The organism is Peribacillus sp. NPDC058075 (genome assembly GCF_042885195.1).
Lineage (GTDB): Bacteria > Bacillota > Bacilli > Bacillales > DSM-1321 > Peribacillus.
The window spans coordinates 52,782-79,680 of sequence record NZ_JBHVSL010000007.1 but is presented as its reverse complement, the minus strand read 5'-3'; the positions used below and the strand labels follow the sequence as shown (position 1 = coordinate 79,680).

Genomic DNA, 26,899 nt, shown 5'->3' with positions numbered 1-26,899 from the left:
CTGAAAGATGATCAGGTTGATAGGTCAGAGGTGGAAGCATGGTGACATGTGGAGCTGACTGATACTAATAGATCGAGGACTTAACCATCGCTTTTAAAAAAATGAAATACCTTCTTATTATCTAGTTTTGAAGGAATGAAAATTCTTCAAAAATGAATATAGTCTGGCAATGATGGCGAAGAGGTCACACCCGTACCCATTCCGAACACGGAAGTTAAGTTCTTCAGCGCCGATGGTAGTTGGGGGTTTCCCCCTGTGAGAGTAGGACGTTGCCAGGCTGTTCATTTAAATCTTTAAATGGGTTTTAGGAAACATTATATTATTCCGCAGTAGCTCAGTGGTAGAGCATTCGGCTGTTAACCGAACGGTCGTAGGTTCGAGTCCTACCTGCGGAGCCATATGCTTCCATAGCTCAGTAGGTAGAGCACTTCCATGGTAAGGAAGAGGTCAGCGGTTCGAATCCGCTTGGGAGCTTCCCGATCTATCTATGAACAAAAAACAGTTCGGCCCGTTGGTCAAGCGGTTAAGACACCGCCCTTTCACGGCGGTAACACGGGTTCGAATCCCGTACGGGTCACCATTTTAAATCATTAATCCGGAGGATTAGCTCAGCTGGGAGAGCATCTGCCTTACAAGCAGAGGGTCGGCGGTTCGATCCCGTCATCCTCCACCATTTTATTCTTTACTTGCCGGTGTAGCTCAACTGGTAGAGCAACTGACTTGTAATCAGTAGGTTGGGGGTTCAAGTCCTCTTGCCGGCACCATTTACAACCATATATTGCGGAGGGGTAGCGAAGTGGCTAAACGCGGCGGACTGTAAATCCGCTCCTTTGGGTTCGGCAGTTCGAATCTGCCCCCCTCCACCATTTTAATAAAATCCTGTGGATCAGTTATATATTCTCTTTATTGGGGAATTATATGATTACCACCTTTTTATTTTGTTGAATTTTAATCATTGCATATCATATATTGGGCTATAGCCAAGCGGTAAGGCAACGGATTTTGATTCCGTCATGCGAAGGTTCGATCCCTTCTAGCCCAGCCATTTGCGGAAGTAGTTCAGTGGTAGAATACAACCTTGCCAAGGTTGGGGTCGCGGGTTCGAATCCCGTCTTCCGCTTAATATATTTCATATCCCTTAGGGGCCTTAGCTCAGCTGGGAGAGCGCCTGCCTTGCACGCAGGAGGTCAGCGGTTCGATCCCGCTAGGCTCCACCATCAACTACATACACCAAAAACTTACGTCTTAAGCCAAAAATGGCTTAAGACTTTTTTTTGTTCAAGGCATAGTTGGGCATACTAATTGCAAGAAAGATCTTTATTCACCAAAAACATATGTGATAGGAAAACGTGCATCTTTATACATGGAATTGTCGAGTTGAACCAATCGGCATATACAATATAAAATGGTGGAAAGGGGGAATTGTATGTCTATTCAGAAAATTTCCGTCATCGGGTTGCCTATGGACCTTGGTCAAGCAAGGCGAGGGGTGGATATGGGACCTAGTGCCATTCGCTGCGCAGAGATTGTCGAGCGGCTTGAAAGTTTGAATATAGAAGTAGAGGATTTAGGGGATATCATTGTAGGGCGACCTGAAAATGCAGATGAGCCTGGGACAAATCTAAAAAACTTACAGCTTGTGGCAAAGGGTAACACCCTGCTTGCAGCAAAAGTTGATGAAATAATAGAAGGAGGCTCCTTCCCGCTTGTATTGGGAGGAGACCATTCGATAGCCATAGGAACACTGGCAGGAGTCGCAAAGCACTATGAAAATTTAGGAGTGATATGGTACGACGCACACGGGGATTTAAATACGGAAGATACTTCACCATCCGGGAATATACACGGTATGCCCCTGGCTGTCAGTATCGGGCTTGGACATCCTGACCTAATCAATATCCATGGTTTTGCTCCCAAAGTGAAACCGGAAAACATCGTAATAATTGGGGCAAGGTCATTGGATGAAGGGGAAAAAGAACTTATCCGTGAGAAAGGGATTAGGGTATTCACGATGCATGAGATCGACCGTTTGGGAATGACACGGGTCATGGAAGAGTGCATGGAGTACCTAAGGGAAAGAACGGATGGTGTTCACCTTTCATTGGATTTGGATGGAGTTGACCCGGCAGATGCACCCGGAGTGGGGACACCGGTGATTGGTGGTATAAGCTATCGGGAAAGTCATTTGGCCATGGAAATGCTTGCGGAATCCAACTTGATTACATCAGCTGAATTCGTAGAGGTGAATCCCATTTTAGATGAGCGAAATAAAACGGCAATCGTTGCTGTCGCCCTAATGGGTTCGCTATTTGGAGAAAAATTATTATAACTGGAAAAATAAAAGAAACAGTAACCGGCTTGTAATGGGTTACTGTTTTTTATATGCTAGAAGGCGTAGGTTTATTTTCCAGGGTGTATGTAACAGGAACATAGTTATAGATTGATGGATGCCATCGTATATCCGTATTCACTTGAGAGCACGTCTGTCTGTAGGGTCTCCATTATTAGTTAAATGGATGTATTGGATGATTAAAGAATCCAATTTGCTGCTAACTTCAACAACTTCATTATCCACCATCGAAGAGCGGGAAGCCAAAAACATCATTTTCTGTCTGTATTGTTCAATATGATCTAAAATTTGTTCAGCAGTCATATAAAGAATCACTCCCTTGAATTATACAATTTCTTACTATATAGCCCTGTTTCTTTTTTTTTAAACATAAAATGTAAAACTTTGTTAAAATTAATGTATTAAATTTTTGAAACCTTTTAGCTTACGATTCGTAGTAATCGTATAGCCGCATGAGCGGGGGTAATACCGGAAAATGGATGCACTCATTAAAGAGAGAATTAATCAAGTATTAAAGGGAGACCATAATGCATTTGGGGAAATTGTCGAAATTTACAAGGACAAAGTTTTCCAAATATGTTTCAGGATGCTCGGAAACAGGCAAGAAGCGGAAGATTTGGCACAAGAGGCCTTTGTAAGGGCCTACGTGAATATTCGCAGTTTCAATATAACAATGAAATTTTCTACATGGTTATATCGAATTGCGACCAATCTTTGTATTGACCGGCTTCGCAAGAAAAAACCGGACTACTATCTGGATGCAGAGGTGGCCGGAACAGAGGGATTGAATATGTATTCCCAAATCGCATCGGATATGGCGAAACCCGAGGAAGAAGTTGAATCTTTAGAACTGCAGGAAACGATTCAAGTGGAAATAATGAAATTGCCCGAGAAATACCGATCGGTCATCGTATTGAAGTATATTGAAGAGTTATCATTAAAGGAAATCAGTGAAATACTCGATTTGCCGGTCGGTACGGTTAAGACGAGGATACATCGCGGTCGGGAAGCCTTGCGTAAACAACTACGCCATTTATAAAAAGAAGGTGAGAAAAATGAACTGCCATGAGGAAATCATTGAATATATGCATGATTATTTAGATGAGGACATCAAACCGGAGCATAAAGAAGTTTTACGGGAGCACTTGCATAACTGTGCTGAATGCCGGGATTACTTTCATGAAATGAAAAAGGCGGTCGCTCTTGTACAAAGCACTTCCCATATAAAGGCCCCGGATGACTTTACAGCAAAGGTTATGGCTCAATTGCCAAAGGAAACGAAAACAACAGGTGCCAAACGTTGGTTCAAAAGCCATCCCTTCATGACAGCGGCAGCGATGTTCATCATATTGATGACAGGATCTGTTTTTTCCACTTATAATCAGGACGAACATTTTTCAGTATCAAAGCAGCCTAACTTAGTGGTCGATGGTGAAACGGTGATTGTGCCTGAGGGTGAGACAATCAAGGGAAATGTGGTAGTTCAAAATGGTAACATTCAAATAGATGGTGAAGTAAAGGGAGATGTGACAGTCATAAATGGGCATAAATATATGTCTAAGGCAGGGAATGTGACTGGGAGCATCCATGTTATTGACCAAGCTTTTGAGTGGATGTGGTATAAAGTAAAGGACACTGCAACCTCGTTGGTTCCTGCTAAAGAGGAGAATAAGGAATAGAAGCTGGGAGAGGGCACCGTTTTTCATTTACGGTGACTTCGCTCAGCTTTATTTTGTTAAGTAAAGGGGAACCATTTTTCATGATTCGTTTTTCCTATGTAAATTTCTCACACTAGTTTTTAGATGTATCATTTAAAAAATGGTATACTATTAAGGTTATTGTAAATTGTAATTGGTATTTGGAGTAATACTGACTGGAGGAAACAACATGTCTTTAACCAATTTGACTGTTTGGGACTATGTAGTAAATTTCATTGATATTCTCCTTGTATGGTTTGTGATATATAAATTGTTAACTATTATTCGAGGCACGAAGGCTATTCAGCTGCTAAAAGGAATTTTTGTAATTGTCATTGTAAAAAGCTTAAGCAACCTGTTTGGTTTCAATACACTCGGATGGTTAATGGCACAAGTCATGAATTGGGGAGTATTGGCGATTCTCGTCATTTTTCAACCTGAACTGAGAAGGGCACTTGAACAATTAGGACGCGGGAAGCTCTTTGCAAGGGGCACCGTTCCAGAAGAGAATCAGCAAGAGCGTTTAGTCGAAGAAATCCTAAAGGCGTCCACCTATATGGCAAAAAGGCGTATAGGAGCCTTGATTACGATAGAAAAAGGTACGGAGCTTGGGGATTATGTTGAAACGGGGATCCCCCTAAAATCCTATATTTCTTCAGAACTGCTCATTAATATCTTCATCCCTAATACGCCGCTCCATGATGGCGCAGTTATTTTGCAAAATAACCAGGTGGCAGCTGCAGCCTGCTATTTGCCATTATCAGAGAGTCCATTCATTTCAAAGGAACTTGGCACACGGCATAGGGCAGCCATAGGCATGAGTGAAGTTACGGATAGTCTTACAATTGTCGTTTCAGAAGAAACGGGAGGGATATCCGTCACTAAAAACGGGGAACTTTACCGGGATTTGAATCAAGAATCATTTAAGGCCATGCTTACAAGTGAACTGGTAGTGGAAAACATCAAATCAACTTCCTCAAGCATCTTTAACTGGAGGGGGAAAAAGAATGGATAAATTCACCAATAGTGCTTGGTTTATGAGAATCGTAGCTTTTGCCTTGGCAGCACTTTTATTCATTTCCATTAACTTTGAGATGGAGTCGGATAAAAAATCGCTTGGTTTATCGACAGCCCCTGAAATCAGTACGGAGACTATTGAAAATGTACCGGTTGAAGTCTACTATGACCGTGAGAATCTAGTGGTGAGCGGAGTGCCGGAGACGGTTGATGTTACGCTTAAGGGAGCAAAAAGCCTCTTGATTAATGCGAAAAACCAAAGGGACTTTAAAGTGTATGTAGACCTATCTGATCCAGCAATCTCAATGGGGGACAGAACTGTCACATTTAAAATAAGTGAGCTGAATGAAAAGCTAGTGGCGACAATCGATCCGGAATATGCCGAAGTCAACGTTCAGGAACGGGTGACGAAGGAATTCTCCGTTGAAGCCGAGTATAATAGCTCTTTACTTGAAGAGGGATATACCGCCGGTCAGCCAACAGTCAGCCCGAAAACTGTCAAAATAACGGGTGCTAAAGATGCGATTGAACAAATTTCGTATGTAAAGGCAAACCTTGAAATAAGTAAGGGACTTAGCGAAACGGTGAACGGTAAGGCAACCGTTAAAGCCTTGGACAGGGACTTGAATAAGCTGGATGTGACGATCGAGCCATCTTCAGTTGCCGTTTCCTTAAAAGTGAGCATTCCTTCCAAGACGGTTTCGATAGAACCGAAGCAAACTGGCAAGGCAAAGGATGGCATCAGGATCACAAGCATGAGTGTTGACCCAAAAGAGGTCACCTTATTCGGTTCGGAATCGGACCTGGAGAAAATTGATGAAATAAATCTTCCTGTAAATATCTCGAAAATCGATGGTGATACAGAACTGGAACTAGATCTTAATAAACCGGAAAGTGTACAAAAAATGTCCTTGGGTAAGGCAAAGGTCAAGATTCGTACCGAGAAAGTGGATGTGGATGAAGAGAGTGCAGAGCCAGTCGTAAAAGAGAAAGAACAGGAAACTGAACAAAAACAAGAAGAGCAAGTAGTCGAAGAAGAGGAAGAAAAAGAAAAAGAAAAAGAAAAAGATGAAACGGCTGCCATTGAGTCTAAAACTTTCAACAATATACAAATTGTGCCTGTGGGCATACAGGATGACCAAGATGCCGAATTGGAATCCGAAGTAACTAGCATCACTTTGCTTGGTGAGGCGGATGAATTGAAGAAAATAACTAAAGACGACATTAATCTTACAGTAGATGTGAGTAATTTAGATGAAGGTACGCATGATGTGGATTTGGCGGTATCAGTACCTGAGGGATTGGACTGGGAACTGGATTCTAAAACGATTTCGGTAACCATCACACAAAAAGACGAAGAGACATGACCTTGCTTTAACATCATCATTTAATTCAGTAACGATTCGAAGAAGGAGCGATAAAGATGGGTAAATATTTTGGAACAGACGGAGTAAGGGGTATAGCGAATAGCGAATTAACACCGGAGTTGGCATTTAAACTAGGCCGTTTTGGTGGCTATGTCCTTACTAGAAATACAGAAAAACCAAAAGTGCTGATAGGGCGCGATACTCGTATTTCAGGTGAAATGCTGGAAGGTGCGCTTGTTGCCGGTCTTTTATCCATTGGGGCTGAGGTGATGCGCCTTGGGGTCATTTCGACACCAGGAGTTGCCTATTTAACAAAGGCCTTAAGTGCTGAAGCAGGTGTCATGATTTCCGCTTCGCATAACCCGGTAGCGGATAATGGCATTAAATTCTTTGGACCGGATGGGTTTAAGTTATCCGATGATCAAGAAGCGGAAATTGAAGCTCTATTAGATATGGAAAAGGATGAACTTCCACGCCCGGTTGGCGGAGATTTAGGCCATTTGAACGATTATTTCGAAGGAGGGCAAAAGTACCTCCAGTACTTGAAGCAATCAGTGGATGAAGACTTTACAGGCATTCATGTTGCTCTTGATTGTGCACATGGGGCGACATCTGCCTTGGCCATGCATTTGTTTGCAGATCTTGATGCAGACATCTCAACAATGGGGGCATCGCCCAATGGCTTGAATATTAATGATAAGGTAGGTTCCACCCATCCTGAAGCACTTGCTGAATTCTTAAAAGAAAAAGGTGCGGATGTTGGACTTGCTTTCGATGGTGATGGAGACCGTGTCATTGCCATAGATGAAAAAGGAAATATAGTGGACGGCGACCAAATCATGTATATCTGTGCGAAATACTTGAAAGAAAATAACCGTCTGAAACAGGGAACGGTGGTTTCTACGATCATGAGCAACCTTGGCTTTTATAAAGGTCTTGAAGAGCATGGCATCCAAAGCGCCCAGACGGCAGTGGGGGATCGCTATGTGGTCGAGGAGATGCGAAAAGGCGGCTATAACCTTGGCGGTGAACAATCCGGACATATCATCTTCCTGGACTATAACACGACAGGTGATGGCTTATTGACGGGCTTACAGCTTGTGAACATCATGAGCGATACCCAAAAAACCTTATCGGAGCTTGCTGGCGAGATGAAGAAATATCCACAAACGCTGATCAATGTCAGAGTTACCGATAAACACGCTGTGACCGATAATGAAAAGGTACAGGAAGTCATCAAGGCTGTTGAAGGGGAAATGAACGGAAATGGCCGTATTTTGGTGAGACCATCCGGTACTGAACCGCTAGTCCGTGTTATGGCTGAAGCACCGACAGCTGAGGAATGCACGAATTATGTAGATCGCATCGTCGCAGTTGTGAGAGCGGAAATGGGTATGAACGAATAACTAATCCTATGCATAAAAGGAACGAAATTTCCTTTTATGCATATTTTATAAAGAAGTTCTTTTTTATAGGTCTGGGTAATAAAGAATTGACCTATGTCCCTTGTTTAAGGTATGATTATCCTGATTTACAACTCATTTTATGAAAAGGGTTGTGTTAAAAAGGAGGGTTGGCAAGGAGAAACGGATTCACAAAAGCGCCTGAACTAAGTCTGGACGAGAAATGGCTTAGTTGACGAGGAGGAGGTTTATCGAATGATCGGCGGATACCTCCCGGCTGAAGTGCACAGCCGCAATAATTCCAATCTTAAAACAGTAGGGCAACTTACTGCACAAAGGGTTGGAAATGCACAAAGGGAAAAAGTGCTTTAAGGCATTTCCTTTATAAAAATATATATCAGAGATGAGGGGGCAGGGATGCCCCCGTGCATTCCTGTTCCCTCGAATCGGTTGGAGGAGCAGAAATTATGTGTGGAATTGTTGGATATATTGGACTTAACGATGCAAAGGAAATTTTATTAAAAGGTCTTGAAAAACTTGAATATCGCGGTTATGACTCTTCAGGGATTGCTGTGAGAAATGAAGCAGGCGTGACAATCTTTAAGGAAAAGGGAAGAATCGCGGACTTACGCGGAGCCGTGGACGAAAATACTATGGCACATACTGGAATAGGACATACACGCTGGGCCACCCATGGTGTGCCAAGCCGTGAAAATGCCCATCCTCACCAAAGTAATTCAGGTCGATTGACTTTAGTTCATAATGGGGTCATTGAAAACTATGCGATTCTAAAACGTGAATATTTGAAGGATGTTGCCTTTAAAAGTGAAACGGATACGGAAGTCATCGTTCAACTGATAGAGAAGTTCGTAAACGAGGGCATGGAAGTGGAAGAGGCGTTCCGTCAAACACTCACTCTTTTGGAGGGTTCATATGCCATTGCCCTATTGGATGCTGAAAATGATGAAACCATCTTAGTCGCAAAAAATAAAAGCCCGCTTCTAATCGGTGTCGGAAAAGACTTTAACGTTGTCGCTTCGGATGCAATGGCGATGCTGCAAGTCACAGATCAATTCCTTGAACTGATGGATAAGGAAATGGTTATCGTGACAAAAGAAAAGGTAACGATCAAGAACCTTTCCAACGAAGAAGTCATGCGTGCTCCATACACTGCTGAACTGGATGCAAGTGATATCGAAAAAGGTACGTATCCGCACTATATGCTTAAAGAAGTCGACGAGCAGCCAGCTGTCATACGTAAAATCATTCAAGCATACCAAAATGAAGAAGGTAAACTTGCAATCGATTATAGCATTACTGAAGCCGTAAGTGAGGCTGACCGTATTTATATCATCGCTTGCGGAACCAGCTATCATGCAGGGTTGATTGGTAAGCAATTCATCGAAAAAATGACTGAAATTCCGGTAGAGGTCCATGTTGCATCTGAATTCACTTACAATATGCCGTTATTATCGAAAAAACCGCTATTCATCTTCATTTCACAAAGTGGTGAAACTGCAGATAGCCGTGCCGTGTTAGTGTCCATCAAAGCGCTTGGTCATAAAGCCCTGACCATCACGAACGTACCTGGCTCTACATTGTCACGTGAAGCGGATTATACGCTCTTGCTGCATGCTGGCCCTGAAATTGCCGTTGCCTCTACAAAGGCCTACACGGCTCAAGTGGCGGTCCTATCGATCTTAGCGAATGTAACTGGCCATTTCCGTAACATGGAGTATGATTTCGACCTTGTAAAAGAGCTTGGAATCGTTGCGACAGCAATGGAAGCCCTATGTGATTCGAAAGAAGAGATGGAAGACATTGCCCGTGAATATTTGTCCGTTACGAGAAACTGCTTCTTCATCGGCCGTTCCCTTGACTACTATGTCGTGCTTGAAGGCGCCCTTAAGCTGAAAGAAATTTCATACATTCAGGCTGAAGGCTTTGCAGGCGGAGAGCTTAAACATGGAACGATCGCCTTGATTGAAGAAGGTACACCTGTCATAGCACTTGCTACGCAAGCAGGCGTCAACTTAAGCATCCGTGGTAATGTGAAGGAAGTGGTTGCCCGAGGCGCCAACCCTTGCATCATTTCCATGAAGGGGCTTGAAGAAGAGGATGACCGTTTCGTCATCCCGGAAGTGAATGAACTATTAACACCCCTTATCTCTGTTATCCCGCTGCAGCTCATTGCTTACTACGCAGCCTTGCACCGCGAATGTGACGTGGATAAACCGCGTAATCTTGCGAAAAGTGTAACGGTTGAGTAAGTTGGAATGAATGCAATGTAGATCTAAATAAAGATCAACTGTTTATAAAAAGTTGCGAAGCTTTACCCCTTTGGCTATGATTAGCCAAAGGGGTATTTTTTATGTTTAAAACAACGAAAACCTCTCAGGTTGATAAGTGGTTTAAAGCAGGCTAAAAAATAGGAAAACGATGTGCAGTGACAATAAAGTTGTTTAATGCAATCTATTAAATCCATCGGTAGGTAATCACGGCATCCATTAGAGCAATGTTAATGATCTTCCTATGGTGCATTGTTGAAAGAAACCCATATTTGCATTAAATTTAGGCGATGCTGAAAATGAAGTGTTCATAAAATTTTTTTAATTTAGGAGAGAATGACATGGAAGTCTTTGCAGAATTTTTAGCGAATATTGATAACCCACAACATAGGGAACGAACGGAAGAAGTCTTTGCTTGGGTAACTAAGAAATTTCCAAATTTAATGCCGAAAATTGCATGGAATCAGCCTATGTTTACCGATCATGACACATATATCATTGGCTTTAGCGTAGCCAAACATCATTTCGCCGTTGCCCCTGAAAAGGCAGGAATTGATCATTTCTCTGATGAAATCGTACAGGCCGGATATGATCACACCAAGCAGTTGGTACGTATCAAGTGGGACAGTCCGGTTGATTACTCATTACTTGAAAGAATGATCGAGTTTAACATCTTGGATAAGGCAGACTGTTCAACCTTTTGGCGGAAATAAAAAAAGCTGATTATTAAGGGTGAGCTGACCCTCTATTAAAGTATCCATTATTCGTGTTTCTGTTAAGTGAAACGATGTGGGTGGTCCTGAGGCTATATCACATATCTGCCGTCTGATCTAACTCCATAGGCAAAAAGGCAGATTCCTCGGTCCTTATGACCTCACCTTTACGGTTGCGATTCATAAATAGTTTTAAGTTCAAAAAAAGCACAAGGAGTTCCATATTTGGAACTCCTTGTGCTTTTGGTTTTGATAAAATTGAAATATACAAATATTACAACCAAACTACTTAAGATATTATATTAAATCAAAAATTCATAGTGGGTATTTAAGGAGAAAATATTAGGTGGGGGGGGAAGAAATGAAGAAGTTACTATATCTTTTTATATTAATAATTCCTGTATTTTTGTTTGGGTTTAATCCCATATCAACCTTTGCAAGTTCTCCAACTAAAGAAGTTGATTTAAAAGAGGAAAGCCAATCAGATAAGTTTCCGACAGAATATACAACTCTTATCAGCACAGATGTACATTTAGGCCAAGAAATACCTATACTTGTAGATGAAAAAATAGGAGAAATAAGTAATACTAGAATTGGTATATCTCCAGTGTGTGCTACTTGTAATCGATATACTTGGAAAACAGCCACAGATAAACGACAATCAAGTGTCTTTCACAAAAAAGTGACTGATACTACAAAATGGAGCCTTAACCTTACCTTCAATGTGGAAATAGCCGGTAAATTAGTTATTTCTGGTGGTGGAGAAAAGGTATATTCGGCAACGAAAAAATGGAATCAATACAAAGAAACATGGAAATTGACTGGAACACTAACAACATACAGTCCAACTGGTAATTTGATAAAATCAGAACAAAGAAATGAAACCTACATTAAATATAAAAAAGTAGCAACAAAATAAGTTGACAATAGTGCAAATACAAACCCTTATTCTAAAAAGGGGTTTCTTTGAAATTTGAAAATATCGTATCACAAAGGGGTAAGAATGGATACTGATATTAAGCAAACACATCGCTTTATATTATATATAACAATACTAATTATGGTTATTTTTCCTTTTGCACAACTTATATTACAAGAACTTTTTTTGCAAATAAACAAACAATTATTTTTCTTTATAAGTAAACTGGTTATTATCTATGTGCTTTTTCTTTTCTTTAAAAAGAAAAAAATAACCTTATCAAGCATTATGCTTAAAAAGGTACATATAAAATATATTCTTCTTGGTATTTTAATGGGTGGTATAGCTCACATGCTGACTGTGTTTTTTGGTAGGACCCAATATTATCTACTAACGGGCGAATGGCTAACTGCTGAAAAAATTGTTGGTACTCTTATGGAGAGTAGTAAAAACATAAGTTTTTACAGCATTATGATTGGCTTTTCAGTGGCAATTAGTGAAGAGATTCTTTTTAGGGGTATATTATTAGAACAATATCAGAGAATGAACATAAAATCGGCCATAATTTTAAGTGCTCTTATTTTTAGCCTATACCATATGACGGTGGGAAATTTGGTTTTTGCATTTGTAATGGGTATCTCTCTTGCACTATTAACCATCTATACTGGAAGTATCGTTCCAGCTATCTTTTTTCACTTTTTAGTGAATGAAATAATGAGGATCATCATGCATTTGCCGGAAAAGGTTACTGAAACGTATTTTAAGGTAATGGTATCTCCAATTACTACGATAACTGGTTTGATACTTTTTCTATCTATATTAACTTTTTTATTTATGAAAGTAAGAAATAATAATCATTTTCAAAGTGAAAAAGTTAAATTCTTTGATAGATATATTATTTTGTTGTTTTTGATGTATGTTCTTTTCCTGACAATAAAATAAATTTTAATATATAACGATATCATTTAAATCGACGTCCATATTTATTGACACAACAATTCTTGCTGGTTTGTTAACCATTGGGTATTGAAACCGATTTGATTCCAGACACGCCCCAATGATTATAATATAAGTGTTATTAATCTGATTAAAATTATTCAATCCTATAAACCAGTTACCTTGTTATAGATCAACAAGAAAAGTTGCTTGATAACAAACCTGGATTTACGCAGAAGCTTTGACATTAAAGGGGATAATCATCAACGAACGGGCAGTGTTGTTAACAATACAGGAGCATTAATGATTATCCTTTTTTATAAAAAGGTTTTTAACAATCACAAAACCCTTCACGAAATAGGAAGCAGAATGGTGAAGGTCGTTCCCTTTCCGAGTTCACTTTTCACGGATACGGTTCCTTCATGCATCTCTATAATTCTTTTCACGATGGATAGGCCTAGACCGCTGCCGCTTTTTGAGCGTTCCCTTGCCAGGTCGGCTTTATAGAAACGCTCGAATATGTGGAACTGGTCAGTTTCGGAAATGCCGATTCCATTGTCGGATATCGTTATGGATGCCAGGCTATCAATCTGTTGTAATCGAATCGTGATCTTTCCGCGATGGCGGGTGAATTTGATGCTATTGTGTATTAAATTTGTCCATACTTGGCTCATTAAATCCTGGTCTGCAACTATTGGAACTTTTTCTAAGGATATATCCAATTCGAGTTCTTTCTCCAACCAAGCGGGTTCACAAGCCAAAATAATGGTTCGTATTTGCTGATCCAGCCGGAAATCTGTCCTTTCAAAAGGATGATGCTCGGATTCAAGGGATGTAAGCTTTAGAAGGTTATCACTTAATTTAGATAATCTCCGGCTCTCTGTCTCAATTATATGAAGATAATGATTTCGTTCTTCGATTGTCAGCTTATTAAATTGAAGAGCTTGGGCAAAGCCTACAATGGAGGTAAGGGGCGACTGGATTTCGTGTGAGACGTTAGAGATGAATTCCTGCCGCATTTCTTCCATTTGCTTCAATTGCTTGGCCATGTGATTGAAGTGGTTAATGATATCCGTCATTTCGTTTCGCTTTTCCATTTTAAAATCCAATTGTACATTATAATCGCCATTTGCTATTTTCCTTAAGGCATCAATGATCTCGAGGTAAATATTTACCCGTTTATTGTGGTGGATAGCGCGGATAAGATAACCGATGGATATCATGATTGCGATGCTTGTCATGATAGTGGCCAGAAACTGAACATAATCGGTTAACCTTAAGGGCAATAGTTCAATGATAAAATATCCGGCGGAAAAGCAAATTGAAATAAATGTAACAAAAAACAGCGTGCCAAACATTTGTTTGAAAAATTGATTGCTTCTCATCTCGTTATCTCCAAACGGTAGCCCAATCCCCAAATCGTTTTAATCCGGAAGGGGAATTCCGATTCTGGAAACCGTTCTCGCACTCTTTTAATATGAACATCGACAGTTCGTTCATCACCTTCATAATCATAACCCCAAATGTCTTCAATAAGATCTTCCCGGGAAAAAGTTTTTCCAGGATAGCTTGCTAATTTAAACAACAATTCGAATTCTTTTAAGGGAATTGTATATTCCAGTTCTTTGAATGAAATTTCATGTGTGTTGCGATTCATCTTTAATTCGTCGATATTTAATGTTTGTGAAATAGTGATTTTATAGCGTTTTAGTAAGGCCTTTATTCTCAGAACCAATTCGATCGGTTCAAATGGCTTTACAAGATAATCATCTGCCCCAAGCCCGAAACCTTTTACTTTCTGTGTTGTTTCCCCTTTTGCAGTCAGCATTAAAATGGGGATATCACTAAATTCCCGTAACTCCTTGCATAATTGCCATCCATCCATGTTAGGCATCATAATGTCGATGACTGCCAAATCGATTTTCACTTTCTCCATTACTTTCAATGCTTGCAGTCCATCCGAGGCTTCATATAGATCAAATCCTTCTTTTCTTAACAACAGGTTTATAAGTTCGCGAATATGTGCATCATCATCGACTATCAATATTTTTGTCATCATTCTTCCATCCTTTCGGTGAATTAGGCCAGTTCAAGTTTGTGTAACTGCTGTTCGGCAAATTCGCGATATAATGAGTGCGTATTATATAGCTCCTTATGTGTTCCGCTGCCTGTTATTTTGCCTTTTTCAAGGAAGATGATTTGATCTGAACCGATAACGGTCGATAGGCGGTGGGCGATAACGATTGTTGTTCGGCCTTTCATTAAATCATTTAACGCCTGTTGAACAACTTTTTCTGATTTGCTGTCTAGGCTGGAAGTAGCTTCATCAAGCATTAATATTCTAGGGTTTCTTAAAAACGCACGAGCGATCGCGATTCTTTGTCTTTGACCGCCTGATAATTTCATGCCCCTTTCACCAACCTCTGTATCATATCCGTTCGGAAGCTCAGAAATAAACTGATCTGCATATGCCATTTTAGCCACTTTATTCAATTCATCATCCGTTATATCCCCATCGATGCCATAACAAATATTATCTCGAATTGTACCTGATACAATCGGGCTTTCTTGTGAAACATATCCAATCTGGCTTCTCCATGAAAGCAGTGTGAAATCATTTATGTTTTCCCCGCCTATGGATATGGCCCCTTGCTGTGGTTTGTAAAAACGCTCGAGTAATGAAAAAAGGGTTGTTTTTCCGCTGCCGCTTGGGCCGACAATTGCCGTGACCTTTCCGGCTTCAACGTTAAAGCTTATATCTTTAAGTACCTGTTCTCCATTATTGTAACTATAGTTCAGGTTCTCCACGCTGATTGATTGACCTATATTTTGAACGGGCTGCATCGCATCTTCTTCCTCCACTGAATCCAGAATGGAAATGATGCGCTCTGTTGCACCCGTTGCTTTTTGGAATTGTGTAAAGAAACTGGCTAATTGAGCCATTGGCATAATTATTTGGAAAAGATACATGATGAATGCAACTAGAGCTCCAGCAGTCAGGGCTCCTGAAGAAACGCGCATTCCACCATAACCTAAAATAAGCACGAGTAATGCCATCATCACAAAACTCATAAGCGGTGCAATCAATGCTTGGATTTTTGCCTCTTTTAATCCGAATTGAAATAATTTATGGATGCCTTTTTTTCCATTTTGATATTCCAAAGCTTCTGCATTCGAAGCTTTTACAAGGCGTATTTCCGTTAGCACCTGCTGAAGGACCGCGGTGAAGCTTGCTGTCTCATCCTGCATCCCTTTTGAAATTTTATGCATTTTTTTCCCTAATGGCATTACTATCAAAACAGAGAGTGGAATGGCAATGAACATCAATAACGTCATTTTCCAATCCAGTACGAATAACACGATCATGGAACCTACGATGGAAATGATTCCAGTAACGAAATTAGAGAGGTGTTCAGATATCAATCCCTTCACTACAGTTGTATCATTTGTCATTCGGCTGACCGTTTCTCCTGATGGATGTTCATCAAAATAACTCACGGGTAATACGAGTAATTTTTTCCATAGTTGATCGCGGATACCCGCCACTACAGATTGACCGATCCGATTTAATAAATAGATGGAAAATCCACTGGCCAATGCTTGAACAATGATGGCAAGAACGAGAAGGGTAATCCGTTCAGTGCTTAGTGAACGGATTGAAAAATCATTAATTAGATTTTTTGTGAATAGAGGGACCATTAAACCTACACCTGTTGTACCTAGGCATAATGCTAATGCAAGCCCTATCATTAGTTTTGAAGGCTTCGTTTGTTGAACCAACCGAATGAACTGGCGCCAACCTTTTTGATTTTTTGCTTCTGACATATGTAAATACACCCTTTCTTGGTTTTCATTATAGAGAAGTATATAAAGAAGTTATGAATTGAATATGAACTAGTATAGTTATTCCAAGCAAATTCTGGTGAACTTTTTCTGAATGATAAATTTGAAAAAATATGGCGGACATTTAAAATAGTGTCGGCTCTTTTTTATGATGATACAAGAAAATTAAATATACTTTTTTCATGCCCTCATATGCATTTTAAATTAAGGGATATAGGTAAAAAGATATAGTCATATCTTGATTTTTCATGAGCTTTTAATAATAAATACCTATATAAGCTAAAAACTTACCGGTTTTAACCGATTAAATATGGAGATACAAAAAAAGTATAAGTTAGGTGGAAAAAATGATTATTTTGAATGAGTCCATTGTGTCGCCAATTCTTCTAAAGGTGCTAGAGGAAAAGCGAATTCCAGTGTTGGAACAAGGGCAATGGGGAGACAGATTAACATCAGAAAAGCTAAACATTCAAAAGGATACAGAATTTTTCAAGTCTATGGAAATGGACAAAAGAATTCTTACTAACTCTGAAAATGGCATAACATTATTAGGTCATTTTCAACCGAATAGTAATGAATACATTTGGTCAAAGTTATTGAAGGATAAGAGTGAGGTGCGAAATTTGACGAAATCTTTATATCCTGATTTCTATTTCCAAGATATTGATTTATCCAAGATAAGTGACCTGGATAAAAGTCAAATACCGTTTCCGGTAGTTATCAAACCCAATATTGGCTACTCAAGTGTAGGGGTGCACAAAGTCAAGAATGAGCAGGATTGGGATATAGCCGTGAACCAGCTTAAAGCGGATTTACTTCATTCGGATGGATTATATGATTCAATGGTGATCGGTTCCCAGACCGTTTTAATAGAAGAGTGGATTCAGGGTGAAGAGTATGCGATTGATGGTTATTACAATCAAGATGGTGAACCGGTCATCTTGAATGTCTTTAAGCGACTATTCAAGGATGATTACGATACTTCCGATCGAATTTATTATACTTCGAAGTTGGCCATTAATGAAATCTATCATGATGCACTGAAGTTCATGAAGAATATCCAAACGGTCCTTCCCCTTAGGAATTACCCGGTACACTTTGAAATACGCAAAAAAGGTGACAGGGTGATACCCATCGAAATCAATCCCTTGCGTTTTGCCGGGGCGGGTACAACGGATCTAGGTTTCCATGCCTATGGAATGAATATGTATGAACACTATTTTTCAGGAACGAAACCGGATTGGAATCGGATATTGGAAGAGATGGACGATCATATATATAGCTTTTTCTTTGCAGAGGTTCCACTGGAAATCAATCTGGAAGATGTTGCACATATTGATCATGAAGGACTTTGTCATGAATTCGAACATGTCTTGGAATATAGGCAGCTTCCTTTCCAAAATGACCGGAGCATGGCCATCATCTTTTATAGAAGTGAGGATTTGAATAAAAATCTCCAATTGCTTCATTTGGATTTAATACCATATTTGACTATAAAACACATGGTTTTCAACTAAGGGGGACATGGAAATGAGATTTTCAAAGCTGAATCCTAAAAAATCTCTATTGGCAAAACTATTTTTATTTTATATTATTCCTTTCGTACTTTTCGCAGGGGCCATGGGCCTTTGCTTTTCCTATATGACTAATAAAATGATCAATGAGAATGTCCTTCCGCAATTCGATGATCGTCTTTCAGAAAATGCCCATAGTTTGGCAGCAAGCCTCAATCCCACCTTGATAAACAAGGCTTCGGTACGGGGAGAAGAGATTAAGCGGGAGTTGGATGCCTTTGTTAAAGATAAAAAGGGAATCGAATATGTTTATGTTTTGATGCGGGAGAACGATTCCGACATGATTGTAGCCTTGAACGGCAGCGAGGACTACATGGTGGAATCCCCCTTCACGCCGGAACAGGCAAAATCGATAAATGGAAAAGAAGAAGTATTAAGTGAAATATATAAAGATAAGTGGGGGACACACAAGTCATACTTTACGCCAATCGAAGGAACGGATGCGATTGTCGGAATCGATATGGATGCAAAATTCATTGATGAATTGAAAAGCACAATGATATTCTATAATATCTTATTCCTGGCAAGTGCCATTATATTAGGTGTGTTGTGCGCCGTTGTCATCGGGAAAAAGATTTCGGGGCCCGTCAATGAACTTGTTGGATACACGAATGAAATGGCAAAAGGGGATTTAAGTAAATCCATTCCCGTTGGCAGACAGGATGAGATTGGCGATCTGTCAAATGGATTCGAAGATATGAGATTGAGTTTGGCGCATATTATCCAGAATGTCCGTGAACATGCCCAAACGATGAATCAAACGACCGTGTCCATTCAGCAATCCTTTGAAGAGATGGTGGAATCCTATGGCCAGATCGTGACGGGGACAACGGAAGAAGCAAAAGCTTCGGAAGAACGTGCCCATCATATTGACCGAATTTCCAACATGATCAGTGACTTATCGGATACAATCCGTTTGATGAACGAGCAAACGAATGAAATGAATGAATTTACGATGCATACGAATACACTTGCTGAACAAGGAAGTAAGCAAGTGCAAGATGTAACGAGCCAGATGGATAAAATCATGGAAAACGGCCAAGCAACCAAAGCCAATTTGGTGAGCCTGGAAGAGGATGTAGTGAAGATAAATGAAGTGATTGGCTTAATAAGGGTAATTGCTTCTCAAACGAACCTGCTATCCCTGAATGCTTCCATTGAAGCGGCACGGGCGGGGGACGCGGGCAGAGGGTTTGCCGTAGTCGCTCAAGAGGTGCAAAAATTGGCTGTGCAAACAGATGAATCCATCGATATCATTTCAGAATCCATTATGCGGATTAATGAACAAACAGCCAAAGTCATCCAAAATAATGATGAGAGTTTTCAAGATATATTAAATGGTGTTTCCTTAGTGGAAAACAATGGCGAGATTTTCAATAAGATATTTGAATCCGTAGAGAAATTGCTGAAAGGCACGGAACATTTAGCCGCCCATTCGAAAAAAATCAATGAGTCTTCGGATGAAAGCCTGGCATCCATTCAGGAGATTGCGGCGATATCAGAAGAAGGAGTCGCAACAACGGAGCAAATCTCGGCAGCTGCCATTCAACAAAGTACAATAATGACTGGACTGAAGGAACAAAATCAAGATTTAGCAAATGAATCGGCGATTTTAGAAGAAATGGTAGAGAAGTTCATTACCGAAAAATAAATATTTGATGTAAACAACTAAAAAACCTTTCGTTATAACGAAAGGTTTTTGTTTGGATGAATGCATGTAAGAGGTCATGTGTAATAGATAGAATCACTTTCATTACTGCTTATTTTTTCATCAAATTGAGAGAGTATTAAAAATTGCTGGAAAAAAGTTTATCCAAACCATTTGCAATCGTTACCATTTAATGTTATGCTTAGTCTTAATTATTTTTGTTCGGTACTAAGGATACTAAAAGTACTACTTTTCGTTTTCGATGATGACTTAGAGCAAGGATAGTAATACATTGTGCTTAGATGCACTAGGAGGCAACAACAATGGAACAAGGTAAAGTAAAATGGTTTAACGCAGAAAAAGGTTTTGGATTCATCGAACGCGAAAACGGAGACGACGTATTCGTACATTTCTCAGCTATCCAAAGCGAAGGTTTCAAATCTTTAGACGAAGGTCAAGAAGTTACTTTTGAAGTAGAACAAGGACAACGCGGACCTCAAGCTTCTAACGTTCAAAAAGCATAATTTCACAAACAAAAAAAGACGGATCCTTGTTATAGGGTCTGTCTTTTTTTGTTTGTGAAAATACATAACAAAAAACCCTGCTCAACGATAAGCAGGGTAAATGGTACAAGTAAAGTAAAACGCTTAAAAAGGTTTGACTAAGTATATCATAGTTTTTCTAAAAAATACTAAATTAAATATATTATCCTTATCAAGGCACCGATAGGTAATTACTCAAATCATTGGATTGAAGGGACGTAAAGGAATTTATGTCCCTTCTTTTTTTCGCCTATTGAAGGGACGTAAAGGAATTTATGTCCCTTCTTTTTTTCGCCTGAAGATAGGAAAGAGGATATCTCAGCAAAATTCCAGGGGGCTGAAACAAAAAAACGATGGACCACATATAAAGACATATAGGCCACTTTCACTAACTTGGAGGAAGGGGAAAAGATTCAATACATTCAAATGTAGATTTGAATATTCAGCAAATTGTGTTATATTATAATCAAACGAAGATTTGAATGAGAGGTGTGAGAAGATGGCGGAACAGAAAGATATATGTGATGTCCACCTGCATGATGAAGTGAAGGTTAATCGCATTCAAGAGGAAATGAGCCAGGTGGATATATCCAGCATGTCGAAGCTTTTTAAAGTTATAGGCGATGAAAATAGGGCGAAGATAGCTTATGCGCTCTGTACGGACGAGGAATTGTGTGTGTGCGATCTGGCCAATATCATTGGTGCTTCGATGGCAACAACGTCACATCATCTTCGGACTCTTTACAAACACGCAATCGTAAAATACCGAAAAGAAGGAAAGTTGGCTTTTTATTCTTTGGATGATCACCATATAAAGCAATTGATTCTCATTGCGTTAGAACATCAGCAGGAGGTAAGGGTCGATGGCTGAGTCCGCAATGAAAACATATCGTATCCAGGGTCTATCCTGCACGAATTGTGCGGCTAAATTTGAGAATAATGTCCGTGAACTAGAGGGTGTGAATGATGCCAAAATCAACTTTGGGGCGTCGAAGATTTCGGTACAGGGCAGCGCGACCATTGAAGAGATTGAAAAGGCGGGAGCCTTTGATAACCTGAAGATCCGCGGTGAACAGGAACAGGTAACGCAAAAGGAACCATTTTGGAAGCAAAAAGAAAATATTAAAGTGGTGTTTTCGGTTATCCTATTGCTGGTCAGCTGGATATTGGATAATCGATATGCTGATGGAAGCATCATGCCGGTAATCGGTTATGCAGCTGCAATCATAGTTGGAGGATATTCATTATTTGTCAATGGATTGAAAAACCTTGTAAGGCTTCGCTTTGATATGCACACCCTTATGACGGTTGCCATCATCGGAGCGGCAGTGCTTGGTGAATGGGGCGAGGGCGCTACCGTCGTCATTCTATTTGCGATAAGTGAAGCATTGGAAAAATATTCGATGGATAAAGCCCGTAATTCCATCGAATCATTAATGAATATCGCACCTAAAGAAGCCTTGATCCTGAGAGGGCATCACGAAATGATGGTTGCTGTTGATGAGATTGAAGTGGGCGACATCATGATCGTTAAACCGGGTCAAAAGCTTGCAATGGATGGCCGGATCATGAAAGGGGCCTCGACACTTAATCAAGCAGCCATTACTGGGGAATCCGAGCCGGTTTTTAAAACGGTTGAGGGTGAAGTGTTTGCCGGAACCTTAAATGGTGAAGGGCTGCTCGAAGTGGAGGTCACGAAGCGAGTCGAGGATACGACGATTGCAAAAATCATCCACCTTGTTGAAGAAGCGCAGTCCGAAAAGGCCCCTTCCCAAGCCTTCGTCGATAAATTCGCAAAATTCTATACGCCGGCCATCATGCTCATTGCCTTGGCCATTGCCGTATTACCCCCGATTGTGATGAACGGGGATTGGAGTGAATGGATTTACCGGGGATTGGCTGTACTGGTTGTCGGCTGTCCTTGTGCTTTGGTCATTTCTACGCCCATCGCCATCGTGACAGCTATTGGAAATGCTGCGAAACATGGTGTTCTGATTAAAGGCGGGGTCCATTTGGAGGAAGCAGGGGCCTTAAAAGCGATCGCGTTTGACAAAACGGGTACTTTAACAAAGGGCGTACCTGAAGTGACTGATTTCAAGGTATTATCTGATGTGTTGAATGAAAAGGACGTGCTGGCTATCGCTGCTGCTTTAGAAAGCAGATCACAGCACCCCCTTGCTACGGCCATTCTTCAAAAGGCGGAAAACCACGATGTGGACTATCATTCTTTATTGGTAGAGGATTTTGCTGCGATCACCGGTAAAGGCATAAAAGGGAAAATCAATCAAGAAATCTATTACATTGGTAAGCCCCATCTTTTTGAAGAAGAGCCAGGTATAGTTTTCTCTGATGATGTGCTTACATTAATCAGCGGCTTTCAAAATACAGGGAAAACGGTGATGATGCTTGGTGATCAAGTGAAGCTCCTGGCACTGATCGCAGTGTCGGATGAAATAAGGGAAAGCAGTAAGGAAGCGATTCGGAAACTGCATGAATTGGGCATTGAAAAAACGATCATGCTGACTGGCGATAATATTGGAACAGCAAAAGCAATTGGAGCGGCAGCTGGCGTTCATGAGATTGAGGCGGAGCTTATGCCGCAGGATAAATTGACCATCATCAAACGATGGAAACAAAAATATGACCGAGTGGCCATGGTGGGCGATGGTGTGAATGATGCTCCGGCCTTGGCAGCTTCCACGGTAGGAATCGCAATGGGCGGGGCGGGCACGGATACGGCCCTTGAAACTGCCGATATTGCCTTAATGGGTGATGACTTATCGAAGCTGCCTTATACAATCCGCTTAAGCCGCAAAACATTAAAAATCATAAAGCAGAACATCACGTTTTCATTGGTGATTAAAATCCTGGCTTTATTATTGATAGCACCGGGCTGGTTAACACTTTGGATGGCGATTTTTGCCGACATGGGTGCGACGCTATTAGTTACCTTGAACAGTCTTAGGTTATTGAGAATAAAAGAATAGAATAATATGGGCTCCCTGGTGCATCTTAAGGTGCAACAGGGAGCTTTTCTTTATGGGCTTTCCAATTGTTTCATGTGAAACTTTGAAAAAAAGTATCGGTCCTCTTAGTTTTTTGTTGAAAGTAAAAGGAGGTCCAATGAAAACACGTAGCTTTGGCAGCAATCGTTATGCAAGCGATATCTATTATGCTACAATGTGGCTGGCTTTAGGCAGCATGATAGGTTTGTTTAAGTATAATATAGGGAGTAAGGTTTGTACGGAAGGGATTTGAAATGATGGAATTACAGCAAAGGGCAATCTTGGTTGGAGTTAATCTCAACGGTTCAAAGGATTTTGAGTATTCGATGGAGGAATTGGCCAATTTAACGGAAGCATGTGAGGTGGAGGTTGCAGGGACCATCACACAAAATTTACATCGGGTGAACTCATCACATTTTATCGGTACCGGGAAGATCGAGGAGGTAAAAAATCTCGTTGAGTATAAAGAAGCCAATGTCGTCATTTTTAATGATCAGCTCTCCCCTTCGCAACTTCGTAATCTGGAGAGGGACATGGATTGCAAGGTGATTGACAGGACAATCTTAATTCTGGACATCTTCGCGCATCGGGCGAAAACGAAGGAAGCACAGCTTCAGGTAGAAGTGGCGAAGCTGCAGTATATGCTCCCGCGTCTCGTAGGTTTGAGGGAGTCATTAGGGCGTCAGAGTGGCGGGGTCGGTACAAACAAAGGTGCAGGTGAAAAGCAGTTAGAGCTTGACCGCAGGAGAATCGAGGAAAATATAAGTGTATTGAATAAGGAACTGGAAGACCTTGTTGCACACCGGCAAACGCAGAGGAAACAGCGGAAAAAGAATGCCATCCCTGTCGTATCCTTGGTCGGTTATACCAATGCAGGTAAATCTTCGATCATGAATGCTTTGATCGAGATGTACCATCCAACAGCAGAGAAGCAAGTGTTTGAGAAGGATATGCTGTTCGCTACGCTTGAAACATCCGTCCGAAACATTCCGCTGCCGGATAATAAGGAATTTTTATTGACTGATACGGTGGGATTTGTGTCTAAATTGCCTCATCATCTCGTGAAAGCATTCCGATCAACACTAGAAGAAGTAGTAGAAGCGGATTTGTTGATCCATGTTGTCGATTTTTCCAATCCAAATCATGAGCAGCAAATAGAGATAACGGATAAGACTTTAAATGAGATAGGCATTAAAGGGATTCCGACGATTTTTGCCTATAACAAAGCGGACCTTACTGATTTGGAAATCCCTAAGGTGAATCGTGACTCTGTATATATGTCTGCAAAAAACAAAGTCGGCATCGAGGAATTGATCGAACAAATTAGCAAGCATATTTTTGTTGACTATACTCACTGTGAAATGCTGATTCCGTATGATCAAGGGCAGCTGGTTTCCTATTTCAATGAAAATGATCACATAACGGAAACTGAATATGAGGCAAACGGATATCGAATTAAGCTTGAGTGCAAGAAAACGGATTATGAGAAATATAAACGATACGTTATTCATCCGGAATGAGCCTGCCTGTTGATAAGTTGTTAACTGTTTGTTGATAAGTGGAAAAGTTGATTTCTGAATGTGGATAACTTTTGTTTAAATGCTTCTGTTCCGCAAAAACAAAGAGATTACTGTCCTATAATATGTGAATAAGTTGTGGATAAAGGCAAAAAGACCCAAGAAACCTTGAATTGAGTTTCTGGGCTTTTTTTTTATGTGGACAAAGTGTTGATAAGTAGGTTTTGAAACAAATCATCCAAATAATATCAGTAAGTATGATGAAAAGTAAGTTTGAATGTAGAAAAATGACGATGTTTATCACTTATTGTTAGGAAATATAACATGAATATTACATATTGCATATCTAGCATCTGGAAATGCTTTACACTTTGTATAATGAAACTTGCTTTTCAACATTATAAAATAAAGAATACTCAATTCTCTGATTTATAATCTGGTTTTGAGTTTTTAAGATTAGTAGGGGGGGCTTTTCGTGTTAGAAGAAGCAGGGATCGAGGCGTGACCAGTGAGAGAAATAAACAAAACGAGAGAATTCTGGCTGTGAAATCGCCATGACTGTTAGTTGAATAAATGGACGGAAAACATGTTGGCAATGCTTTCAATCGTTTAAATATGAGGACAATAGAGAGAAATGATGCAATTCCTCCCTTTTTATTTTTCAAAAATAAATGTTTGGAAGGAGAAATAGTGGATGAGTATGACGAGCCCGTTAAGAGGTGGTCTAGAGATTAACTTTCAGGAAGCGGAGAGGGGTTTATCTCCAAGGGAAGCTTTGGAAGAATCGAATCGATGTTTATACTGCTATGATGCCCCATGTATCCAAGCCTGTCCGACCGGAATAGATATTCCAGGTTTTATTAAGAAGATAGCTTCAGGTAATTTTAAAGGGTCGGCCAAGACGATCATGACGGCCAATCCTGTCGGTGCCAGCTGTGCGCGGGTATGTCCGACTGAAGAGTTATGTGAGGGAGCATGTGTCCTGAACCATTCTACAAAGCCAATCATGATTGGCAATCTCCAGCGTTATTCCACAGATTGGGCCATCCAAAATAAACAAGCCCTATTCAAGGCCGGGAAGAAGAATGGCAAAAAAGTTGCCATTGTAGGAAGCGGTCCGGCGGGTTTGTCTGCAGCAAGGGAGTTAGCCTTGCTTGGCTACAGTGTAACCATTTTCGAAGCTGAAAAGAATCCAGGCGGATTAAATACTTACGGGATTGTATCGTTCCGTTTGCCTCAGAGCATTTCTTATTGGGAAGTTGAACAAGTAAAGAGTTTGGATGTTGATATTAAAACGAATACACGGGTCGGAGTGGATGTTTCCGCAAATCAGCTGACTGCCGACTATGATGCGGTCATTTTAGCGATCGGCATGTCCGATGTTCCTAAGCTTGGAATTGACGGGGAGGAATTGGCTGAAGTTTATGATGCAATCGATTTCGTGAAAGCAACGAAGACAGGGGCTATCACGGATAAATTCATTGGGAAGAAGATGGCGGTAATAGGAGCTGGAAACACGGCGATCGATGCCGCGACCTGTTCTGTACGTCTGGGCGCCGAACAGGTGAGCATTATTTATCGTCGTACCCAAAAGGAAATGACAGCCTATGATTTTGAATATGAGTTTGCCAAACAAGAAGGTGTCGGATTTCACTGGCTGACTGCCCCCTCCAGGATCCTCTCGGATGAAAGCGGTCAGGTTACAGGCATCGAGTGCGTGAAGATGGTGCTTAGCGAGGCAGGGGAAGATGGGCGGCGCCGTCCAGTCCAAATTTCCGGATCGGAGTTCGTCATTCCGGTCGATGGGGTCATTCGTGCTATAGGCCAATCCAGGTATATAGGCTTGATTGAACAGTTCGGCATTAAACATGAAGATGGTGTCGTTACATTGGAGGGTGATTCCTATAAGACATCGCATGATAAGATCTTTGCGTGCGGTGACGTGATCTTCGGAAAAGGCCAAGGTGAGGCAATGGTTGTTTCAGCTGCCCAGCAAGGGAAAAAGACAGCCTATGAAATTGACTCGATTTTGAATGGCGAAGCGGAGGATATTGCTTAATAACTATGAAAAATAGGAGGC

The 26,899-nt window shown here is 40.7% G+C and carries 23 protein-coding genes, 9 tRNA genes and 2 rRNA genes; 29 read left to right on the top strand and 5 right to left on the bottom strand.

The features are described 5' to 3' along the window. The 12 genes from ACFVS1_RS25245 to rocF form a co-directional block, all read left to right on the top strand. Positions 1–88 (top strand): 23S ribosomal RNA (locus ACFVS1_RS25245); the annotation flags it as partial. 74 nt (positions 89–162) lie between these two features. Then, positions 163–278 (top strand): 5S ribosomal RNA (rrf, locus tag ACFVS1_RS25240). Positions 279–323: 45 nt separating this feature from the next. Next, positions 324–398: transfer RNA gene (locus tag ACFVS1_RS25235), tRNA-Asn, on the top strand. A 3-nt stretch (positions 399–401) separates the two neighbouring features. Continuing rightward, positions 402–474, top strand: a tRNA-Thr gene (locus tag ACFVS1_RS25230). A 31-nt stretch (positions 475–505) separates the two neighbouring features. Beyond that, positions 506–580: transfer RNA gene (locus ACFVS1_RS25225), tRNA-Glu, on the top strand. A 17-nt stretch (positions 581–597) separates the two neighbouring features. Next, positions 598–673 (top strand) — tRNA-Val (locus tag ACFVS1_RS25220). A 15-nt stretch (positions 674–688) separates the two neighbouring features. Then, positions 689–764 (top strand) — tRNA-Thr (locus ACFVS1_RS25215). A gap of 18 nt (positions 765–782) precedes the next feature. After that, positions 783–866: transfer RNA gene (locus ACFVS1_RS25210), tRNA-Tyr, on the top strand. A gap of 104 nt (positions 867–970) precedes the next feature. Continuing rightward, positions 971–1,045 (top strand) — tRNA-Gln (locus ACFVS1_RS25205). A gap of 3 nt (positions 1,046–1,048) precedes the next feature. After that, a tRNA-Gly gene (locus tag ACFVS1_RS25200) sits at positions 1,049–1,120 on the top strand. Positions 1,121–1,141: 21 nt separating this feature from the next. Continuing rightward, a tRNA-Ala gene (locus tag ACFVS1_RS25195) sits at positions 1,142–1,217 on the top strand. 209 nt (positions 1,218–1,426) lie between these two features. Then, positions 1,427–2,329, top strand: a complete 903-nt coding sequence (gene rocF / locus ACFVS1_RS25190) for an arginase (protein ID WP_387551787.1) — start codon at positions 1,427–1,429, stop codon at positions 2,327–2,329. A gap of 138 nt (positions 2,330–2,467) precedes the next feature. Here the strand turns inward: rocF and ACFVS1_RS25185 are convergent, their stop codons facing one another. Further along, positions 2,468–2,653: an aspartyl-phosphate phosphatase Spo0E family protein gene (locus ACFVS1_RS25185; RefSeq protein WP_352927844.1), complete on the bottom strand. Its 186-nt coding sequence runs from the start codon at positions 2,651–2,653 to the stop codon at positions 2,468–2,470. Positions 2,654–2,825: 172 nt separating this feature from the next. Between ACFVS1_RS25185 and sigW the strand changes: the two genes are divergently transcribed. From sigW to ACFVS1_RS25150, 7 genes are all read left to right on the top strand, one after another. After that, positions 2,826–3,389, top strand: coding sequence for an RNA polymerase sigma factor SigW (gene sigW / locus ACFVS1_RS25180; RefSeq protein ID WP_048685727.1), 564 nt, complete (start codon positions 2,826–2,828; stop codon positions 3,387–3,389). A 16-nt stretch (positions 3,390–3,405) separates the two neighbouring features. Next, on the top strand, positions 3,406–4,029 hold the full coding sequence (locus ACFVS1_RS25175; RefSeq protein ID WP_352927841.1) for an anti-sigma factor family protein: 624 nt from the start codon (positions 3,406–3,408) through the stop codon (positions 4,027–4,029). Positions 4,030–4,237: 208 nt separating this feature from the next. Continuing rightward, positions 4,238–5,062, top strand: coding sequence for a diadenylate cyclase CdaA (gene cdaA, locus ACFVS1_RS25170; RefSeq protein WP_137020543.1), 825 nt, complete (start codon positions 4,238–4,240; stop codon positions 5,060–5,062). Beyond that, complete coding sequence (locus ACFVS1_RS25165) at positions 5,055–6,431, top strand: CdaR family protein (protein ID WP_387551781.1); 1,377 nt, start codon at positions 5,055–5,057, stop codon at positions 6,429–6,431. The genes cdaA and ACFVS1_RS25165 overlap by 8 nt, the downstream gene beginning before the upstream one ends. Before the next feature lie 56 nt (positions 6,432–6,487). Further along, positions 6,488–7,837 carry a phosphoglucosamine mutase gene (gene glmM / locus ACFVS1_RS25160; protein WP_387551778.1) on the top strand — a complete coding sequence of 450 codons (1,350 nt, stop codon included), beginning with the start codon at positions 6,488–6,490 and terminating at the stop codon, positions 7,835–7,837. A 464-nt stretch (positions 7,838–8,301) separates the two neighbouring features. Next, positions 8,302–10,104, top strand: a complete 1,803-nt coding sequence (gene glmS, locus ACFVS1_RS25155) for a glutamine--fructose-6-phosphate transaminase (isomerizing) (protein ID WP_352927832.1) — start codon at positions 8,302–8,304, stop codon at positions 10,102–10,104. Between the two features lie 359 nt (positions 10,105–10,463). After that, on the top strand, positions 10,464–10,835 hold the full coding sequence (locus ACFVS1_RS25150) for an iron chaperone (protein ID WP_352927829.1): 372 nt from the start codon (positions 10,464–10,466) through the stop codon (positions 10,833–10,835). Positions 10,836–10,932: 97 nt separating this feature from the next. Here the strand turns inward: ACFVS1_RS25150 and ACFVS1_RS25145 are convergent, their stop codons facing one another. Beyond that, positions 10,933–11,058 (bottom strand): hypothetical protein, encoded by a 126-nt coding sequence (locus ACFVS1_RS25145; RefSeq protein WP_352927826.1) that lies wholly within the window; start codon positions 11,056–11,058, stop codon positions 10,933–10,935. A gap of 138 nt (positions 11,059–11,196) precedes the next feature. Here ACFVS1_RS25145 and ACFVS1_RS25140 point away from each other — a divergent pair, with 138 nt between their 5' ends. Next, positions 11,197–11,754, top strand: a complete 558-nt coding sequence (locus ACFVS1_RS25140; protein WP_387551773.1) for a hypothetical protein — start codon at positions 11,197–11,199, stop codon at positions 11,752–11,754. 84 nt (positions 11,755–11,838) lie between these two features. Further along, positions 11,839–12,696 (top strand): CPBP family intramembrane glutamic endopeptidase, encoded by an 858-nt coding sequence (locus tag ACFVS1_RS25135; RefSeq protein WP_387551770.1) that lies wholly within the window; start codon positions 11,839–11,841, stop codon positions 12,694–12,696. A gap of 344 nt (positions 12,697–13,040) precedes the next feature. Here ACFVS1_RS25135 and ACFVS1_RS25130 read toward each other — a convergent pair whose 3' ends face one another. From ACFVS1_RS25130 to ACFVS1_RS25120, 3 genes are read right to left on the bottom strand one after another with little or no spacing between them, the layout of a single operon-like run. Beyond that, complete coding sequence (locus ACFVS1_RS25130) at positions 13,041–14,075, bottom strand: sensor histidine kinase (RefSeq protein WP_352927819.1); 1,035 nt, start codon at positions 14,073–14,075, stop codon at positions 13,041–13,043. Then, a complete protein-coding gene (locus tag ACFVS1_RS25125; RefSeq protein ID WP_352927816.1) occupies positions 14,072–14,746 on the bottom strand; it encodes a response regulator in 675 nt (224 codons plus the stop codon). Before ACFVS1_RS25125 ends, ACFVS1_RS25130 begins: the two co-directional genes overlap by 4 nt. A gap of 23 nt (positions 14,747–14,769) precedes the next feature. Further along, complete coding sequence (locus ACFVS1_RS25120) at positions 14,770–16,515, bottom strand: ABC transporter ATP-binding protein (RefSeq protein ID WP_387551767.1); 1,746 nt, start codon at positions 16,513–16,515, stop codon at positions 14,770–14,772. Between the two features lie 365 nt (positions 16,516–16,880). On the opposite strand from ACFVS1_RS25120, the gene ACFVS1_RS25115 reads away from it, so the two are divergent. The 8 genes from ACFVS1_RS25115 (at position 16,881) to ACFVS1_RS25080 (ending at position 26,878) form a co-directional block, all read left to right on the top strand. Then, positions 16,881–18,050 (top strand): ATP-grasp domain-containing protein, encoded by a 1,170-nt coding sequence (locus tag ACFVS1_RS25115; protein ID WP_387551765.1) that lies wholly within the window; start codon positions 16,881–16,883, stop codon positions 18,048–18,050. Between the two features lie 13 nt (positions 18,051–18,063). Next, positions 18,064–19,758, top strand: a complete 1,695-nt coding sequence (locus tag ACFVS1_RS25110; protein ID WP_352927808.1) for a methyl-accepting chemotaxis protein — start codon at positions 18,064–18,066, stop codon at positions 19,756–19,758. A gap of 320 nt (positions 19,759–20,078) precedes the next feature. After that, the gene (locus ACFVS1_RS25105; RefSeq protein WP_034304915.1) at positions 20,079–20,279 is read left to right on the top strand and encodes a cold-shock protein; all 201 of its coding nucleotides are present in this window, start codon (positions 20,079–20,081) and stop codon (positions 20,277–20,279) included. A 517-nt stretch (positions 20,280–20,796) separates the two neighbouring features. Continuing rightward, complete coding sequence (locus ACFVS1_RS25100; protein WP_352927805.1) at positions 20,797–21,168, top strand: ArsR/SmtB family transcription factor; 372 nt, start codon at positions 20,797–20,799, stop codon at positions 21,166–21,168. Continuing rightward, positions 21,161–23,284 (top strand): heavy metal translocating P-type ATPase, encoded by a 2,124-nt coding sequence (locus ACFVS1_RS25095; protein WP_387551760.1) that lies wholly within the window; start codon positions 21,161–21,163, stop codon positions 23,282–23,284. Before ACFVS1_RS25100 ends, ACFVS1_RS25095 begins: the two co-directional genes overlap by 8 nt. Positions 23,285–23,420: 136 nt before the next feature. After that, positions 23,421–23,555 (top strand): hypothetical protein, encoded by a 135-nt coding sequence (locus ACFVS1_RS25090; protein WP_387551757.1) that lies wholly within the window; start codon positions 23,421–23,423, stop codon positions 23,553–23,555. 1 nt (position 23,556) lies between these two features. Continuing rightward, positions 23,557–24,822, top strand: a complete 1,266-nt coding sequence (gene hflX, locus ACFVS1_RS25085; RefSeq protein WP_387551754.1) for a GTPase HflX — start codon at positions 23,557–23,559, stop codon at positions 24,820–24,822. A gap of 697 nt (positions 24,823–25,519) precedes the next feature. Further along, positions 25,520–26,878, top strand: coding sequence for an NAD(P)-dependent oxidoreductase (locus tag ACFVS1_RS25080; protein ID WP_387551794.1), 1,359 nt, complete (start codon positions 25,520–25,522; stop codon positions 26,876–26,878). Positions 26,879–26,899: the final 21 nt, after the last annotated feature.